Source organism: Kribbella voronezhensis, assembly GCF_004365175.1.
GTDB classification, from domain to species: Bacteria; Actinomycetota; Actinomycetes; order Propionibacteriales; family Kribbellaceae; genus Kribbella; species Kribbella voronezhensis.
In genome coordinates this window covers 750,800-767,265 of sequence record NZ_SOCE01000002.1, presented here as the reverse complement: position 1 = coordinate 767,265, position 16,466 = coordinate 750,800, and the positions used below count along the sequence as shown (strand labels likewise).

The following is a 16,466-nucleotide window of genomic DNA, read 5'->3' as shown; positions in this document are numbered from 1 at the left end:
GCCGGACAGTTCAGCGGTCGCGGCGGGTCCAGTCGGCGGCCACCTGCTTCCACTCGGCCGCCCAGTTCGCGAGTCGCCTGCGGTCAAGCGCACAGCGAGCGAGGAGCAGGAACAACCACAGCGCGAGCCAACAGCAGGCGACGATGCCGAACCCTGCCGCCGTGCCGATCGCCGCGCTGTCACCGGCAGGCCGGGGCGGCTTCGCGACGGCGCCGACTCCGTCGATCCAGACGGTCACCTCGGTGCCGGCCTTCGTACCAAGCGCCACGTCCGTCCGGCCGCGGTGGTCGAGACCGGTCTCGTCCTGCCAGCTCACGGTGACCGGCCAGGTGACCAGGCCGATCTCCTGCCCGGTCAGGGCCGGCGTCTCAGCGGTGGTTCGGGCCAGGACCTCGTGAAGGAGCATGCGCTGCTCGGTGGCCCGGGTCTGGCTCGCGTCGCGGATCGAAGTACCGGCAGCGGCTCCGGCCGGAACCATCAGGAGGCCGGTCAGCAGGACGATCCAGGTCAGCAAGGCCTCGAAGCGGTCGGACGGGCGGCGCAGCGGATTGCGACCGAAACCCAGTCGCCGGGTCTGCATCGCGACCCACGACTCGGCACGTCGCGGTCGGTCGGTGCTCATCGCTGTCCCCTCGGGCAGATGGAGGGGGACCGCCGGCTGACCGGGTCCGGGGTGCCCGTCCTGATGACGGCGGATCTCGTGGCCTCGGCCACCTCTGTCTGTCCCCGGTCCGGCGAGCCGGCCGGCTCCCCTGTACTGACAGCATCTCCGCGTCGTCCGGCCGGCGGCAGGGGCCAAGGTCCCTAGCCGGCAGGACGGTGGACCGGGGCAGGCCGGCCCGGGTGGAGGTGACCTTGGGCCCTGGGAGGGTTCGCGGGACAGGGTCAGAGTGTCTTCATGACACCAGTTCCGACCGCTGATCAGGCAGTCATCGACGCTACCCGGTACGACGCCGTCGTGTTCGACCTGGACGGCGTCGTCACCGACACCGCATCGGTGCACTCCCGAGCCTGGCGAAGGCTGTTCGACGAGTTCCTGACTGCCCGTCCTGCGGCCCGCGACGAAGACCACTCGGCCTTCACCGACGAGGACTACCTGCGCTACGTCGACGGCCGGTCCCGCTACGACGGCGTACGGACCTTCCTGGCCTCCCGCGGTATCGAGGTCGACGAGGCGACCGTGCGGGGACTCGGCGACCGTAAGGATCACTACTTCCTCCGGAGCCTCGAGGAAGAGGGCACGCATGCCTTTCCGGGAACAGTCGCGCTGATCGGGCAACTCGCCGCATCAGGCCTGTCGTACGCCGTCATCTCGGCCAGCAGAAACTGTGCCGACGTGCTCGCCGCCGCCGGCCTGCAGGATGTCTTCGATGTCCGCGTGGACGGTCTGGCAGCCCGCGAACTCGGACTTGCCGGCAAACCCGATCCGGCCGTCTTCCTGGTCGCGGCTCACCGGCTGGGGGTGACGCCGTCCCGGACCGTCGTCGTCGAGGACGCACTGGCCGGTGTGGAGGCCGGCCGGGCGGGCGGTTTCGGGCTGGTGATCGGCGTCGATCGCGACGATCACGCCGACGAGTTGACCGCGCACGGCGCAGACCTGGTCGTCGCCGACCTGGCCGAGGTCAGTGTCGTCCCCGAGTACGAGCCGGCCCGATGAACGAGTGGATGCTGAGCTTCGACGGGTACGATCCGTCCGACGAGCGCCGCCGCGAAGCACTCTGCACCGTCGGCAACGGGTACTTCGCGACCCGCGGCGCGTGGGCCGGTTCCCGGGCCGGTGGCCGGCACTACCCGGGCACCTATGTGGCCGGTCTCTACAACCGGCTCACGGACGAGATCGAGGGCCGCACGGTCGAGAACGAGAGCCTGGTCAACCTGCCGGACTGGCTGCCGCTGTGCTTCGCGATCGGCGACGGCGACTGGATCGGCCCCGACGACGCCGAGTTGCTGGAACACCAGCAGGAACTCGACCTCCGCCGCGGCATCCTGACCCGCCGGTTCCGCCTCCAAGTTGCCGACGGCAACATCTTGTCGGGCACCGAGCGCCGGTTCGTCAGCATGGCCGACAGCCATCTGGCCGCTCAGACCCTGGTCGTCTCGGCCGAGAACTTCTCCGGCGTACTGCGGTTCAGGTCCGGCGTCGACGGCAGCGTCACCAACAGCGGCGTGGACCGCTACCAGAAGCTGTCCGGTCAGCACCTCGTCGACCTCGAGCCGAGTCTGCCCGACGACAACACCGCGCTCGTCGTGGCCCGGACAAGCCAGTCGCACGTGCGGTTGGCGGTGGCGACCCGTACCACGGTGCGCCACAACGGCCTTCCGATCGACGAACCGATCCGGGTCGTCGATTCCAGCTCAGCCTATTCGGACTACGCGATCGCAGTCCGGCCCGGCGATGTGGTCCGCGCCGACAAGGCCGCCACCGTCTACACCGCGCGCGACATCGCCATCTCGGAGCCCGTCCTGGCCGCGCTGTCCGCGCTGCCCGAGCGGCCGGTGTTCGACGAACTCGCGGAGCCGCACGCGCTGGCGTGGTCGCAGCTGTGGCAGCAGTTCGCCGTCGAGCTCGAAGAACCGGCCGACGGCACACCTGCCGCAGTACGGCTGAATCTGTTCCATCTGCTGCAGTCGGTCTCGCCCCACAGTTCGGACGCCGATGCCGGCGTACCGGCGCGGGGTCTGCACGGCGAGGCGTACCGCGGCCACATCTTCTGGGACGAGCTGTTCGTCTTCCCCGTCCTGACGTTGCGGATGCCGGCCCTCACCCGCACCCTGCTGCGCTACCGGCACCGACGGCTGCCGGCTGCTCGGCGGGCGGCCGCCCAGATCGGGTGCCGGGGCGCGATGTATCCGTGGCAGTCCGGCAGTGACGGCCGCGAGGAGAGCCAGCGGCTGCATCTGAACCCGCTGTCCGGCCGCTGGAACGTCGACGCCACCTACCGGCAACGGCACGTCGGGCTGGCCGTGGCCTACACGATGTGGCAGTACGTCGAGGCGACCGGTGACGACGAGTTCCTGGCCGATCATGCCGCCGAGGTGATCGTGGAGGTGGCGCGGTTCTTCGCGGACCTGGCCCGGTACGACGAAACCCGCGACCGGTACGTGATCGAGGGTGTGGTCGGTCCGGACGAGTTCCACACCGGTTACCCCGGCCGCCCGGACGAGGGCATCGACAACAACGCCTACACCAACGTGATGGCCGTCTGGCTGTTCCGTCGGGCGGCCGAGGCACTCGACCGGCTACCCGGTTGGAGGCGAGTCGAACTCACCGACAAGCTCGGACTGCGGCCGCAGGAGGTGAGCCACTGGGAGGAGCTGACCAGGCGGATGTACGTGCCGTTCCACGACGGCGTGATCAGCCAGTTCGAGGGGTACGCCGACCTGGCCGAGCTCGACTGGGACCACTACCGCCGCCAGTACGGCGACATCCGCCGGCTGGACCGGATCCTGGAGGCAGAGGGGCACCAGGTCTCGGCGTACCAGGTGTCCAAGCAGGCGGACGTCCTGATGCTGCTCTACCTGCTCCCCCGGCACGAGCTCGACACCCTGCTGGAGCGGCTGGGCTACCCGATCAACACCCAGCTTATCCGTCGTACGGTCCGCTACTACCTCGCTCGCACCTGCCATGGCTCGTCGTTGAGTGCTGTCGTCCACGCGTGGGGGCTGGCGTCGCTCGATCCGGACCAGGCTTTGATGTTCCTCTCGCAGGCGTTGCGTTCCGATTCCGGCGATCCCGCTCAGACCGGTACCACCGCCGAAGGCATTCACCTGGCCGCGATGGCCGGCAGCGTCGACGTGGTGCAGCGGTGTTTCACCGGTCTCACCATGTCCGGCGACGTGCTGCGCTTCGATCCACACTGGCCGGCCGGGCTCGGCAGGATGCTGATGACTCTTCGGTACCGCGGCCAGCGGCTGACCGTCGAGGTGGGCACGGACCACCTGCGAGTCGCCGCCGACCAGGGCACCGCGCCGCCGATCAAGGTCCGCTGCCACGGTACGACGAGGTCGCTCGCCGCCGGCGAGACGGTGCAGTGGCCGGATGCGTGAGGCCTGACGACCCTTGCAGGACAGGACCATCAGCCCTGCCCGGGAGGACCGTGAGCGGCGAGAGTCGAATCAGAGAGTCCAGCTCCGAGGAGGAACCATGTCGTCACAGACCGCCCCGGTCGTCGTGGGATACGACGGCTCACAGGCGAGCAGCGCAGCACTGAACTGGGCCGCGGCCGAAGCGATTCGCGAGCACACCTCCCTGCGGATCGTCGAGGTCTTCGAGCTCGTCATCGTCGATCGGCCCTCGCCCGGCAAGGTGGTACCACTGGCGGCGCTGCGTACCGCCCGCGAACGAGGCCTCGAAGCACTGGCCGAGTCCGTGCGGCTGCGGCACCCCGGGCTGCGCGTGGACGCCCTGCTGCTGGAGGGTCCGCCGGCCCCCGCTCTGGTCGAAGAGAGCGCTCAGGCCCGCATCCTCGTCCTCGGCAGCCGCGGCCTCGGCGGCTTCACCGGCATGATCCTCGGCTCGGTCGCCGTACAGGTCGGTGCGCACGCGCAGTGCCCGGTCGTCGTCGTGCCGCCCGACACCTTGCCGACACTGCACAACAGGCGTCGCGTCGTGGTCGGCGTGGACGGATCGAAGCTGTCTGCCAAGGCCGTCGACTTCGCCTTCGAGCAGGCCGAGGCGCTCGGCGCCCGGGTGGTCGCCGTGCACGCCTGGAACAGTCCCTTCTCCACCTACGAGAACGGCCGTGGCGAGTTGGTGTTCGACAACGAACAGGTCCGCAAGGCGTCGGAGGTTCTGGTCGCCGAGGCTCTGTCCGGGCCGCGCTCCGATCACCCGGACATCGAGGTGGACGTCGAACTGATCCCGGGTCAGCCGGCTCGTGCCCTGTTGCACGCGGCCGGGGCGGCAGACCTGCTGGTCGTCGGCTCGCGCGGACGTGGCGGTTTCACCGGGCTGCTGCTCGGGTCGACCAGTCAGCACGTCCTGCACCACGCCCACTGCCCCGTCGCGATCGTCCGCTGACCGGACCCAGTACCCCGTTCGCGGCCGCCCAGCGCATGGCGCGGCGGTGCGAACGGGTACCGGAGGGTCAGCCCCAGGAGGAGAGGTCATGCACACCGCATTGATCGACAACCGGACGCTAGCGGCCCAGCCGACCGCCGTACGGCGCACGGTGCTGCGACCGGGCGAGGCGGCCGTCTGGATCTCGATGACGCTCCGTGAGATCGCCGAAGCACTCCGCTGCCGCCGGATCGTGCCCAGCGGCTTCCCGTTCAGCCGCCGCCACCCAGCACCCGACGGGATGGTGGTGGTGGAGGCCGGGTTCCCGCTCGCGCTCCCGGTGGTCACCGACGGTGCGACCCAGGCCTGCGAGCTGCCGGCCGGACCGGTCGCGGTGACCACCCACCACGGCCCGTACGACAAGATCGACGCGACTCACGACCTGATCGCCGACTGGCTGCGCGAACACGGCGCCCGCCCGGCCGGAGACCCCTGGGAGATCTACCACTCCCCGCCGATCGGATCCCCCGACGACTGGCACACCGAGATCGTCCAGCCCTTCCAGCCGATCGGCTGAGACCCCCGAGCAGCGGCACGCCGCGACTTCCGGAGCCGACTTTCAGGGCGACTTTCAGGGCAGCAGCACGTCGGCGATCGGACGCCGCGGCGTCGCCGGTACGGCGGGCCCGTAGCCGAACCGGATGACGGCCTGCGGCCGGGTCCAGGCGCCGAGCGGATCGTGCAGCAGCCAGCGTAGGGTGTCGTGCTCGATCGCCTGGTTGAGCAGCGAGGTCGCCAGGCCGGCAGCCGTTGCCTCCAGCAACACCCGTTCCATCGCCTGGCCGGCTCTCAGCCACTCCGCCGGGCCGTCCCGGCGGGTCGCCAGGATGGCCAGCTGGGGAGACGTTTCGAAGGCCGCCGCGACGCGATTGGCATCCGCCGGGGTCGCGGCCATGTCCCGGACCGGCGCGCCCGGACGGTCCGGGCGCGGGCCCAGTGAGCCGGTGGGGATGCCGTCGACGGACCGCTGACCGCCGACCCAGAGCCGCCGTTCCCCCGTGCGGGTCGGACTGCGGTCGTCCTCCTGGTTCGCATCGGCCGTCGCGAGGTGAACCCAGTTCACCCGGGTCTCGTCGTCCAGCCATTGCAGCTGGGAGCCCTCCAGCCGGGCACTCAGGTCCAGCAACTTGCGGGCTCCGACCGGGATCCGCTCGCGCGAATACGGCCGGCGATTGGTCCGCCGTAGCCGGACCGACGGCGCCAGCTGGCGCAGTTGCTCCAGCTCCGCACCGCCGGCCGTGAGTTCGACCTCGGCGACCAGGTCAGGCCGGGCGCGGTCGAGCACGCTGCGCACGACGGCGCCGTAGGCGAGATCGGCCGCCGCCACCTTGAGGTTGAAGACCGCCGCACCCAGCGACAGGTACAGCATCCGGCGGTCCGGGTCCTCGGCCGGAAGCTCACGGGACCGGTCTCGATACACCTCGATCACGCTGCCGGTGAAACGGAACTTCCACGGCTGCGTGTTGTGCATCGACGGGGCCGCGACGGCTGCGCGGAGCAGCTCGTCGCGGTCCTGGCCGGTCGGCGTGAGCATCCGCTCAGTCCTCGAGATCCTTGGACTCGTCGCTGAACAGCGCCACCTTCAGCGCGCCGGTTTCGCCGGCCCGGGAGAAGACGTCGTACGCGTCCTGCATCTCGTCGAGACCGAACCGGTGCGTGATCAGGCCCGGCATCGACAACCGGCCCGCGGCCAGCATCGACAGCAGCCGGGGTGTGGTCCAGGTGTCGACCAGACCCGTGGTGATCGTGACGTCCTTGATCCACAGGTCTTCCAGGTGCAGCGTCGCCGGAGCGCCGTGGACACCGACGTTCGCGACCCGGCCACCCGGCCGGATCACCTGCGTGCACAGCTCGAACGTCGCCGGTACGCCGACCGCCTCGATCGCGACATCCGCGCCGAGCCCACCGGTCAGCTCCTTGATCGTCTCGACCACGTCGTCCTCGGGCCCGAAGGCCAGGTCGGCACCGTGGTCCAGCGCGGCCTTCTGCCGAGCCGGTGCGGAGTCGACGACGATCACGCTCGACGGGCTGTACAGCTTGCTGGTGGTGACGGCAGCCAGCCCGATCGGCCCGGCCCCGACGATGACGACGGTGTCACCGGGGGTGACCTGTCCGGCCAGCGTGCCGACCTCGTAGGAGGTGGGCAGGATGTCGGCCAGCAGCAGCGCAGATTCGTTGCTGACGTTGTCGGGCAGCTTGTAGACGGACCGGTCCGCGAACGGAACCCGGACCATCTCGGCCTGCGTGCCGTCGATCAGATGGCCCAGGATCCAGCCGCCACCGCCCAGGCACTGGCCGTACCGGCCCTTGCGGCAGTACTCGCAGCGGCCGCACGAGCTGATACACGAGATCAGCACCCGGTCGCCCACCTCGACCCCGCGGACACCGTCGCCGACGGACAGGATCGTCCCGACCGCCTCGTGGCCGAGGATCCGGCCGCGCTCGACGGTCGGTACGTCGCCCTTCAGGATGTGCAGGTCGGTGCCGCAGATGGTGACGGCGTCCACCCTTACGATCGCATCTTCGGGGTCCTGGATCACCGGGTCCGGCACCTCGTGCCAGCTCCGCTGCCCAGGTCCGTTGTAGACAAGCGCCTTCATGGTCGGTCGACCTCCAGGGTCTGAGGATTTGTCTGTCAGCTCGACCCTGCCCCTGCCGCGGGCGCGCCAGCAGGGCCCAAACACACCACTCGGGCGGGACCTTCGTCGTGTCCGGACGGGCCGTTGCTCCCTGTACCGCGGACACCCACTCCGGCTGCACTGGAAGCAGGAATGCCGAGCGAGAGGTGCCCCCCATGTCCGCGCACGCACGCCCTGCCATCGTCGTCGGCATCGACGGGTCCGCCGACGGACTCCACGCGCTCTACTGGGCCGTCGAACTGGCCACCCGACGCGGCTGGACCGTCCGCGCTCTGCACGTCGTGGACGAGGACCGGCCGGCCCGGCCGTTGACCGCCGAGGCCGACCACGACGACGGGACCGACGTCCTCGACGACGCCGCGGACGAGCTCGAGCGGATCGGGTTCACCGACGCGGTCCTGGAGGTCGGCTACGGGCACCCGGCTCAGGCTCTGCTGAAGGCCTCCCACGACGCGGCCGCCCTGGTGATCGGCCGGCGGGGTGCCGGTGGTTTCGCCGAGCTGACGCTGGGATCCACCTCTCAGGTCTGCGCGGCACTGGCCGGTACGACGTTGGTCGTCGTCCCGGACACGTGGCGGCCGGACACGCCCGCGCAGGGTCAGATCGTCGTGGGCGTGGACGGCTCGCACTCCTGCCAGGCCGCACTGGGGTTCGCCTTCGAGATCGCAGCCGAACGGGGTGCCGAGCTGACGCTGCTGCACGTCCCCGAGGTTCCGGAGACGTTCCCGCGCCCGGATCTCTGGGTCGATCCCGAGGACGCTTCCTGGCACCGCGACGCCCGGGCGCTGGTCGGTGAAGCACTGTCCGGCTGGCCGGACAAGTACCCGGACGTCATCTTCCGGACCAGGTATCCGATCGGTCATCCGGTCCAGGTCCTCGCCAAGGAGTCGGAGTACGCCGACCTGGTCGTCGTCGGCGGACGCGGCCGCACCGAGTTCACCGAACTCCGTCTCGGCTCGGTCTCCCGCGGCCTCCTGCACCACGCCCGGTGCCCGGTGGCCATCGTGCACAGCGAGGTGGCCCGATGACCCTGGCGACCACCCTGCCGACCGGTCTGTCCGACCAGGACGCACTGAGGGCACTGCAGGACCACGGGCCGAACGCGATCGCTGAGGTACCGCCGCCCGGACTGCTGTTCCGGGTGCTCGCCCAGTTGCGCGATCCGATGATCCTGCTGCTGCTCGGCGCATCGGTCCTCACCGCCACCCTGCACGACTTCACCGATCTCACGGTGATCCTGGTCGTCGTCGTCCTGAACACCACTGTCGGGGTGATCCAGGAGCTGCGGGCCGAACGTGCGCTCGCCGCTCTGCGCCGGCTCGCGGCACCGCAGGCGAGGGTCGTGCGCTCGGGCCGGACCCGGCTGATCGCGGCGGCCGACCTCGTGCCGGGTGACCTGGTGCTCGTCGAGGCCGGTGACATCGTGCCCGCGGACCTCCAGCTGGCGGAGGCCTTCCAGTTGCAGGCCGACGAGGCCGCGCTGACCGGCGAATCGGTACCGGTGGAGAAGGACTGTCCCGGCGAGTTGTCCGCCGGAACCGTGATCACTCGTGGCCGCGGCAAGGCCCTGGTCACCCGGACCGGCCCTGACAGCGCGCTGGGCCGCATCGCCGTACTGTTGTCCGGCCAGCGGCCGCGACCGACACCACTGCAGCGCCGCCTCGCATCGTTGAGCAGAGTGCTGAGCATCGCGGCCGTCGCCTTGTCCGCGATCGTCGCCGTCTCCGGCCTGATCCGCGGCCTCCCGCTGCCCGACATGCTGGTGACGGCAGTCAGCCTGACCGTTGCCGCCGTTCCCGAGTCGCTGCCGGCGGTGGTGACGTTGGCACTCGCCATCGGGGCACACCGGATGGCCAGGCGGTCGGCGGTGGTGCGGCAGCTGCCGGCCGTCGAGACGCTGGGCGCGGTCACGGTTGTCGCCGCCGACAAGACCGGAACCCTCACCGAAGGCGTCATGCTGGCCGAGCGGATCTGGACCGAGTCCGGCGAATATGTTGCCTCTGGCAATGGCTATTCGCCGGAGGGCGCACTGGCCGGCGGATCCGCCGAGGGGCAGGACGCCCTGTACCGGCTGCTCCGCGATGTGGTGCTCTGCAACGACGCCGACCTGCTGCCGCCGGACCCCGACCACGCCGGCTGGCGAGCACTCGGTGATCCGACCGAGGCGGCACTGATCACCCTCGCGCACCGGGCGGACCTGTCACCCGGCGACCTACGGGCCGCCTACCCCCGAACCGCGGAGGCGCCCTTCGACAGCGTGCGCAAACGGATGACCACGCTGCACCGGCTGCCGGACAGTGACGAGGTCCTCGTCATCTGCAAGGGTGCGCCGGAACTGCTCCTGGCCGAGAGCATCACGCCGTACGGGCCGGTCGCCCGGGCCCGCGAGGCTGCCTCGATCCTGGCCCATCAGGGCTACCGGGTGCTTGCTGTCACCGATCGCACTCTGCCCGGTGGCAGCAACACCGCTCACGCGGAGGCGGGGCTGCGGTTGGCCGGCTTGGTGGCCATCACCGATCCGGTCCGGCACAACGCCTCCGACGTCGCCGCGGCGTTCACCGACGCCGGCGTGGAACTGCTGCTGATCACCGGTGATGCCCCGGGCACGGCCAGGGCGGTCGCCGACCAGGTCGGGCTGGACAGCGTCGAGGTGATCACCGGCGAAGACATCGACGCCGGAAGGGATCCCGCGGACGGGTCGCGGGTGCGGGTCTTCGCACGGATCAGGCCGGAGCAGAAGCTGGACATCGTCCGGGCCTGGCAGGCCGCCGGCCACGTGGTCGCGATGACCGGCGACGGCGTCAACGACGGGCCGGCCCTGCGCCGCGCGGACATCGGCGTTGCGATGGGACGCGACGGAACCGAAGTGGCCCGGCAGGCGGCCGACCTGATCCTGACCGACGACGACCTGGGCACCGTGGTGGCCGCGATCGAGGAAGGCCGGCGGATCTACTCCAACGTCCGCACCTTCCTGCGGTACGCCCTCAGCGGTGGACTCGCGGAGGTCCTGGTGATGCTGCTCGGGCCGTTCGCCGGACTGACCCTGCCGTTGCTTCCGGCCCAGATCCTCTGGATCAACATGCTCACCCACGGCCTGCCCGGCGTCGCGCTGGGCGCCGAACCCGCCGATCCACAGGCGATGCGACGCGGTCCCCGCCCGACCACGGAGCACGTCCTAGGTGCGGGCCTCTGGCAACGAATCGGCTGGACCGGCACCCTGATCGCGGCGGTCACGCTGGCCGCGAGCCTGCTGGTGCGGCACTCCGGCGGACCCTGGCAGACCACGACGTACCTCACCCTCGGTCTCGCCCAGCTCGGTGTCGCCGCCGCCCTGCGCCGCCCACGCGGTGTGGACGGGCGCGCGTTGCGATTCCTCGACGTGGCCATTGCCGGAGCAGTGGTCGCGCAGGTGCTCCCGCTCGCGCTCGATCCGCTGCGCGACCTGCTCGGCCTGGAGCCCGTCACCATCGGTCAGCTCGCGCTCGCGATCGCGTTCGGCTGCATCCCGGGAGCCGTGGTGGCTCTGCTCCGCCTTCGGCATCGCAAGTCCTGAGCCGCGTGCGGCAGCAGAAGGCCCTTGGCGCTCACCGAGCACCAAGGGCCTCTTCGGGTCCGGTTCAGCGCAGGTGACGCGCGTACCAGTCCGGCTCCGGATCCGCCGGTGCCAGCCGCACCTTCACGTCCACCGCGACGGCTCCGGCGGGGGCTGCGGTCAGCGGGTTGATGTCGAGCTCGGCGAGTTCAGGGACCGCATCGGCAAGCCAGGCGATCCGGTGCAGCACATCCAGTACCGCGGGTTCGTCGGCTCCGGCGGCACCGCGATAGCCGGCCAGCAAAGGCGCGCACCGCAGTGACCGGAGCATCTCCGCGGCGTCCAGATCGGTGAGCGGGAGTCCCCGCCAGCGCCGGTCCGCCATCAGATCGGTGAGCACGCCGCCGCTGCCCACCATCAACACCGGGCCGAACAACGGGTCGCGGACCAGCCCGGCCACGAGTTCCACTCCGGGCCAAGCCGTCGCCTGGACCACGACGTGCGGATCCGAGACGGCGGCCGTCAGTTCGCCGTACGCCCGGTCCAGTTCCGCTGCGGTCCGCAGGCCGAGCCGCACCCCGCCCACATCGGTCTTGTGCACGATGCCGGTCGCCGCCGTCTTCAGGACGACCGGATAGCCGACCCGCTCCCCCGCTTCCAGCGTCGCCTGCCGGGTCGCGGCCGTGAGTGCCGCGACGACCGGGATCCCGGCACACAACATCAACTGCTCGGCGCGGGCCGGGTCGAGCCAGCCGCCTTCGCGGTGGCTGTTCAGGAAGTGCCGGACGATCGCCCGGGCACCGTCGCGGTCGGTACCGTCGACCACCGGTACGACGCCCTGCGGGCGGGTCCGCCAGGCGGCGTACCGAACCGCATGTCCGAGGGCCCGCACCGCCGTCTCGGGAAACGCGTAGACAGGCAGACTCGATCCGTCCGCCAGCGGAATCGGGCCCGCGGCCCCGGACGCACCGAGGCAGTTGACGAGGATCGGAACGGTCGCGCCGGCCGCGGCACGCGCGATTGCGGCGTACGTCGCGTCGAGATCCCCCGCCCGGGTGGCGGCGTAGCTGACAAGTACGGCGTCCACCTCGCCGCTGGCCAGGACGATCCGGATCGCGTGCTCCAACGTCTGCGGAGTCGCCGCGGCACCCAGGTCGACCGGGTTGCCGGCGCCGACGGCGCCGGTCACCTCGACCAGTTCGCTCATCGTGGTGGCGCTGAGCTCCGGCACGTCGAGATCGACGGCGCCCGCGGCGTCAGCAGCCAGGACTCCGGCGCCGCCGGCATTGCCGACGATCCCCAGTCTGCGACCCTGTGGGAGTGGACGGCCGGAGAGCACCCGGGCGGTGTCCACGAGCTCCTCCAGCGTCTCCATCCGCAGCACACCCGACTGCTCGAACAACGCGTCGACGGCGGTGTCGGGAGTCGCCGCGGCAGCGGTGTGCGAAGCGCCGGCGCGGCGGCCACCGGTCGACCGGCCGCCCTTGACCACCAGCACCGGCTTGGTCCGGCCCACCAGCCGGGCGAGCCGGCCGAACTTGCGCGGGTTGCCGAAAGACTCCAGATACAGGCCGATCACGTCGGTCCGCGGGTCGTGCCACCAGTGCAGGAGAAGATCGTTGCCGCTGACATCTACTTTGTTGCCGAGCGACACGAATTCCGAGATGCCGGGCCCGATCCGGCCGGCATGGTCCAGGACGGCGATGCCGACCGCACCCGACTGTGCCGCCAGCGCCAGCGAACCGGCGGTGGGACGGACGGTCGCGAACGTGGCGTCGAGGCGCACCTCGGGATCGGTGTTGACGATGCCGAGACAGTTCGGGCCGATCAACCGCAGGCTGTGCCGGCGAGCGATCTCGAGCAGCTCCAGCTGCGCCTGCCGCCCCTGCGATCCGAGCTCGGAGAAGCCCGAGGTCAAGATGACGGCTCCGCCGACGCCGAACTGCCCGCACTCCTCGACCACGCGGGCAACCCGGTCGGCCGGTACCGAGATCACTGCGAGGTCGACGGGCTCGGGAACCTCCTTGATCGAAGGGAAAGCGGGGATGCCGGCGATCCGGTCGGCGTTCGGGTTGACGGCGTACAGGCTGCCGGTGAAGCCGCCGTCCTTCAGGTTCCGCAACACCTCGTGGCCGATCCCACCGGCTTTACGCCCCGCACCGATCACCGCGACACTGCGCGGGGACAGGACCGGCCGCAGCGAGCGTGACTCGGCGGCACTCTCCCGCTCGGCCATCCGGTCGAGCGTGCGCACGTCGTACTCGGTGTCGAGCGTGAGCTCCACCACGCCGCTGTCCATCTTGTGCACCTCGCGGAATCCCGAGTCCAGGAAGAGCCGGAGCATCGGTGCGTTCTCGACCAGGGTGTCCGCGTGCAGGTGCCGGATCCCGCGCTCGCGGGCGACGGCCGCCAGTTGCTCCAGGAGCAGTGTGCCGATGCCCCGGCCGTGCACGGCGTCGTCGACGAGGAAGGCCATCTCCGCTTCGTCGGCCCGCATCGGCTCGTAGCTCGCGACACCGACGACGGCGCCGTCCAGCTCCGCCACCAAGGCGACGTACCCGTGCATCGGATCGGCGCCGATCAGATGATGCGTGTGCTCGTCGGCGTTCACGCGGCTGAGCGCGAAGAACCGTAGGTAGATCGACCGGTCGGAGACGCGGTGATTGATCGCCTTCAGGGCGGCTTCGTCGTCGCGGCAGATCGGCCGTAGATGCACGACCGAGCCGTCGGCGGCCAGGACGTCCCAGCCGACGGCCACCGGCCGCACCTCCATCGGCGCGGTCGGGTTCTCGCGTTCGGATGTGGTCATTGGCCGGCTCCTCGTCTACAGATCCACCATCGGCACCAGTCCACCGCATGGAGGGCCCGCGCAGGCAGGGCCGGAGGGACTCCATCACTGCGGACCTTGGGCCCTGTCCGCGGTAAGGGCTGCCTTCGTACGGTCGAACCATCGAGCGGTAGCCGAGAACGAAGGAGCCAGTCATGGACACCGCGATCAGGACCCGGGAGCTGTCGAAGCAGTTCCGGTCGCACGCAGCTCTGCGGCGGCTCAACCTCGAGGTTCCGTGCGGTTCGGTGTTCGGCTACCTGGGTCCCAACGGCGCCGGCAAGACCACCACGATCCGGATCCTGGCCGGTCTGATCAGCCCGACCACGGGCGGTGCCGAGGTGCTCGGGTACGACGTGGTCGACCGCTGTGAGGACGTGCAGCGCCGGATCGGCTACCTGCCCGGCGAGTTCGCGGCGTACCCCGAGCTCTCCGGCGCGCAGTACCTGCGGTACATGGCCCACCTGCGCGGCGGCGTCGACTGGTCGGAGGTGGAGCGGCTGGCCAAGCGGTTCGACCTCGACCTGACCAAGCGGTTCAAGACCCTGTCGCACGGCAACAAGCAGAAGATCGGCATCATCCAGGCCTTCATGCACCGCCCCGAACTGCTCATCCTCGACGAGCCGACGACCGGTCTCGACCCGCTCATGCAGCGCGAGTTCCTGGCGCTGCTGCGGGAGACCCGGGACGACGGCAGGACCGTCTTCCTGTCCTCGCACATCCTGTCCGACGTGGAAGCGGTCGCGGACACCGTCGCGATCCTGCGCAGCGGCGAACTGGTGGTGACGAAGTCGGTCGACGAGCTGCGTGAGCGCGCGCTGCGGCGGCTGGAGCTCACCTTCGCCGGTCCTGCGCCGATCGACGCGCTGCGGCAGGCAGACGGCGTACGGGAGATCACCGTCGACGGCGACACCGCTCACGTGGAGGTCGCCGGATCGACCGCCGGCCTGCTGCAGGCCGCCGCACCCCATCAGGTCGTCAACATCGTCAGTCACGAGGTCGACCTCGAAGCCATCTTCCTCGACTACTACACCGCAAGGAGCTGAGCCCCGTGTTCCGCAACGTGTACTGGAAGACCCTGTACGACCAGCGCCGCGGCCTGGGCGCCTGGTCCATCGCGATCTTCGTACTGGTCAGCCTCGAGTCCGCGCTGTGGCCCTCGATCCGGGACATGCCGAACCTGAAGGACATCTACGCCAGGATGCCGGAGGAACTCGGCAAGCTCTTCGATCTGAACGCCATGTCCACCGGCCCGGGCTTCCTGAACGCCGAGCTGTTCACGCTCCTGTTGCCGGCGCTGTTCCTCGTCTACGGCATCGGGCACGGCGCCCGCTCGCTGGCCGGCGAGGAGGAGGACGGGACCCTCGACCTGCTGCTGGTGATGCCGATCACCGGCGCGCGAATCGTTCTGCAGAAGGCTTTGGCCCTCTTCACCTGCCTGTTCACTCTCGGCCTGGTGCTGTTCGTCGCGACCACCACGATGAGTCTGGTCTTCGACGTCGGGATCAGCGCGGGCCAGGCGGCCAGCGGGTCGCTGGCGATGGTGCTGCTCGGCTCGGAGTACGGCGCCCTGGCGCTCGCCGCCGGTGCGATCCTCGGCCGTCGCTCACTCGCTGCCGGGATCGCCTCGGCTGCCGCCACCGGTGCGTACGTGCTGTACGCCGCCGGCCTGATGATCGAGTCCGTCGAACCCTGGCGACCGCTGTCCCCGTTCGACCAGGCACTCACCGGCGGCCCCCTCGGCGCGGGCCTGCCGGCCGCCTATCTCTGGCTCGTCGGCGGCGCCGTCGCCCTCACCCTGATCGCCATGCCCGCCCTCGACGGCCGCGACATCGCCGCCCACAACTGAATCCGGAGGTCTTCGATGACCACCATCAGCAGTACCGTGCCCGCGCCGATCAAGCCGGGACCCGAGATGAAGGCGCTCGCCCGCTTCCACCAGGACGTGAGCTGGGACGGCGTGATCCAGGCGGACGGCATGGGACCCGGAACGCCACGGATGACGGCGACCGGAACCGGCCTTCACCACGTCATCCAGGACGGCCGGTGGATCGTCGGCGACTACGAACAGGACCAGTATCTGCCGGACGGCACCTTCGTCCTGCGCTGGCAGTTGCACTGGGTGGCGGGCTGGGATCCGGCCGCTCAGGAGTACCGCGCCACGATCGCGGACTGCTACGGGCACACCGACGTACTGCGCGGCCGGATCGACGGCGACCTGCTGACCTTCCAGACCCTGGACGAGCACGCACCGGTCCGGATCCGGCTCTACTGGCACCTCGAAGGGACCGACCGGATCATTTGGCGCAACGAGATCTCCCTGAACGGCGGCCCCTTCGAACTGGTCGAACGCTACGTCTGCCGCCCCTGGGACGACCGGGGTCTGAGGGTCCCGTCGGTGTAGGACCT

General features: G+C 70.3%; 13 protein-coding genes. 9 read left to right on the top strand and 4 right to left on the bottom strand.

The window, feature by feature from the left end; translation table 11 throughout:
• Positions 1 to 10 precede the first annotated feature (10 nt).
• The gene (locus EV138_RS30875; protein WP_133983305.1) at positions 11 to 622 is read right to left on the bottom strand and encodes an Rv1733c family protein; all 612 of its coding nucleotides are present in this window, start codon (positions 620 to 622) and stop codon (positions 11 to 13) included.
• A gap of 276 nt (positions 623 to 898) precedes the next feature.
• Here EV138_RS30875 and EV138_RS30870 point away from each other — a divergent pair, with 276 nt between their 5' ends.
• The 4 genes from EV138_RS30870 to EV138_RS30855 all read left to right on the top strand — a co-directional run bounded on the left by EV138_RS30870 (position 899) and on the right by EV138_RS30855 (position 5,576).
• Positions 899 to 1,657, top strand: a complete 759-nt coding sequence (locus tag EV138_RS30870) for an HAD family hydrolase (protein ID WP_133983303.1) — start codon at positions 899 to 901, stop codon at positions 1,655 to 1,657.
• Positions 1,654 to 4,047: a glycoside hydrolase family 65 protein gene (locus EV138_RS30865; RefSeq protein ID WP_133983301.1), complete on the top strand. Its 2,394-nt coding sequence runs from the start codon at positions 1,654 to 1,656 to the stop codon at positions 4,045 to 4,047. The genes EV138_RS30870 and EV138_RS30865 overlap by 4 nt, the downstream gene beginning before the upstream one ends.
• Before the next feature lie 97 nt (positions 4,048 to 4,144).
• On the top strand, positions 4,145 to 5,020 hold the full coding sequence (locus EV138_RS30860) for a universal stress protein (protein ID WP_133983299.1): 876 nt from the start codon (positions 4,145 to 4,147) through the stop codon (positions 5,018 to 5,020).
• Positions 5,021 to 5,108: 88 nt separating this feature from the next.
• On the top strand, positions 5,109 to 5,576 hold the full coding sequence (locus tag EV138_RS30855; protein ID WP_133983297.1) for a GyrI-like domain-containing protein: 468 nt from the start codon (positions 5,109 to 5,111) through the stop codon (positions 5,574 to 5,576).
• Positions 5,577 to 5,630: 54 nt separating this feature from the next.
• On the opposite strand, the gene EV138_RS30850 is transcribed toward EV138_RS30855, so the two are convergent.
• Positions 5,631 to 6,593 carry an Acg family FMN-binding oxidoreductase gene (locus EV138_RS30850; RefSeq protein ID WP_133983295.1) on the bottom strand — a complete coding sequence of 321 codons (963 nt, stop codon included), beginning with the start codon at positions 6,591 to 6,593 and terminating at the stop codon, positions 5,631 to 5,633.
• 4 nt (positions 6,594 to 6,597) lie between these two features.
• The gene (locus EV138_RS30845; protein WP_133983293.1) at positions 6,598 to 7,659 is read right to left on the bottom strand and encodes a zinc-dependent alcohol dehydrogenase family protein; all 1,062 of its coding nucleotides are present in this window, start codon (positions 7,657 to 7,659) and stop codon (positions 6,598 to 6,600) included.
• A gap of 194 nt (positions 7,660 to 7,853) precedes the next feature.
• On the opposite strand from EV138_RS30845, the gene EV138_RS30840 reads away from it, so the two are divergent.
• The gene (locus EV138_RS30840; RefSeq protein WP_133983291.1) at positions 7,854 to 8,726 is read left to right on the top strand and encodes a universal stress protein; all 873 of its coding nucleotides are present in this window, start codon (positions 7,854 to 7,856) and stop codon (positions 8,724 to 8,726) included.
• Positions 8,723 to 11,251 (top strand): cation-translocating P-type ATPase, encoded by a 2,529-nt coding sequence (locus EV138_RS30835; protein WP_133983289.1) that lies wholly within the window; start codon positions 8,723 to 8,725, stop codon positions 11,249 to 11,251. Before EV138_RS30840 ends, EV138_RS30835 begins: the two co-directional genes overlap by 4 nt.
• 64 nt (positions 11,252 to 11,315) lie before the next feature.
• Here EV138_RS30835 and EV138_RS30830 read toward each other — a convergent pair whose 3' ends face one another.
• Positions 11,316 to 14,039 (bottom strand): bifunctional acetate--CoA ligase family protein/GNAT family N-acetyltransferase, encoded by a 2,724-nt coding sequence (locus EV138_RS30830; protein WP_202867011.1) that lies wholly within the window; start codon positions 14,037 to 14,039, stop codon positions 11,316 to 11,318.
• 173 nt (positions 14,040 to 14,212) lie between these two features.
• Between EV138_RS30830 and EV138_RS30825 the strand changes: the two genes are divergently transcribed.
• Genes EV138_RS30825 through EV138_RS30815 form a run of 3 tightly spaced genes read left to right on the top strand, consistent with a single transcriptional unit; the run spans position 14,213 to position 16,461 of the window.
• Positions 14,213 to 15,103 (top strand): ABC transporter ATP-binding protein, encoded by an 891-nt coding sequence (locus tag EV138_RS30825; protein ID WP_133983287.1) that lies wholly within the window; start codon positions 14,213 to 14,215, stop codon positions 15,101 to 15,103.
• A 5-nt stretch (positions 15,104 to 15,108) separates the two neighbouring features.
• The gene (locus EV138_RS30820) at positions 15,109 to 15,906 is read left to right on the top strand and encodes an ABC transporter permease (protein ID WP_133983285.1); all 798 of its coding nucleotides are present in this window, start codon (positions 15,109 to 15,111) and stop codon (positions 15,904 to 15,906) included.
• Positions 15,907 to 15,921: 15 nt separating this feature from the next.
• A complete protein-coding gene (locus EV138_RS30815; RefSeq protein ID WP_133983283.1) occupies positions 15,922 to 16,461 on the top strand; it encodes a DUF1579 family protein in 540 nt (179 codons plus the stop codon).
• Positions 16,462 to 16,466: the final 5 nt, after the last annotated feature.

Coding starts and splice junctions, on each gene's coding strand:
- EV138_RS30835 (WP_133983289.1), top strand. CDS start 8,723: ATGACCCTGGCGACCACCCTGCCGACCGGTCTGTCCGACCAGGACGCA.
- EV138_RS30860 (WP_133983299.1), top strand. CDS start 4,145: ATGTCGTCACAGACCGCCCCGGTCGTCGTGGGATACGACGGCTCACAG.
- EV138_RS30870 (WP_133983303.1), top strand. CDS start 899: ATGACACCAGTTCCGACCGCTGATCAGGCAGTCATCGACGCTACCCGG.
- EV138_RS30850 (WP_133983295.1), bottom strand. CDS start 6,593: ATGCTCACGCCGACCGGCCAGGACCGCGACGAGCTGCTCCGCGCAGCC.
- EV138_RS30815 (WP_133983283.1), top strand. CDS start 15,922: ATGACCACCATCAGCAGTACCGTGCCCGCGCCGATCAAGCCGGGACCC.
- EV138_RS30875 (WP_133983305.1), bottom strand. CDS start 622: ATGAGCACCGACCGACCGCGACGTGCCGAGTCGTGGGTCGCGATGCAG.
- EV138_RS30845 (WP_133983293.1), bottom strand. CDS start 7,659: ATGAAGGCGCTTGTCTACAACGGACCTGGGCAGCGGAGCTGGCACGAG.
- EV138_RS30865 (WP_133983301.1), top strand. CDS start 1,654: ATGAACGAGTGGATGCTGAGCTTCGACGGGTACGATCCGTCCGACGAG.
- EV138_RS30840 (WP_133983291.1), top strand. CDS start 7,854: ATGTCCGCGCACGCACGCCCTGCCATCGTCGTCGGCATCGACGGGTCC.
- EV138_RS30825 (WP_133983287.1), top strand. CDS start 14,213: ATGGACACCGCGATCAGGACCCGGGAGCTGTCGAAGCAGTTCCGGTCG.
- EV138_RS30855 (WP_133983297.1), top strand. CDS start 5,109: ATGCACACCGCATTGATCGACAACCGGACGCTAGCGGCCCAGCCGACC.
- EV138_RS30830 (WP_202867011.1), bottom strand. CDS start 14,039: ATGACCACATCCGAACGCGAGAACCCGACCGCGCCGATGGAGGTGCGG.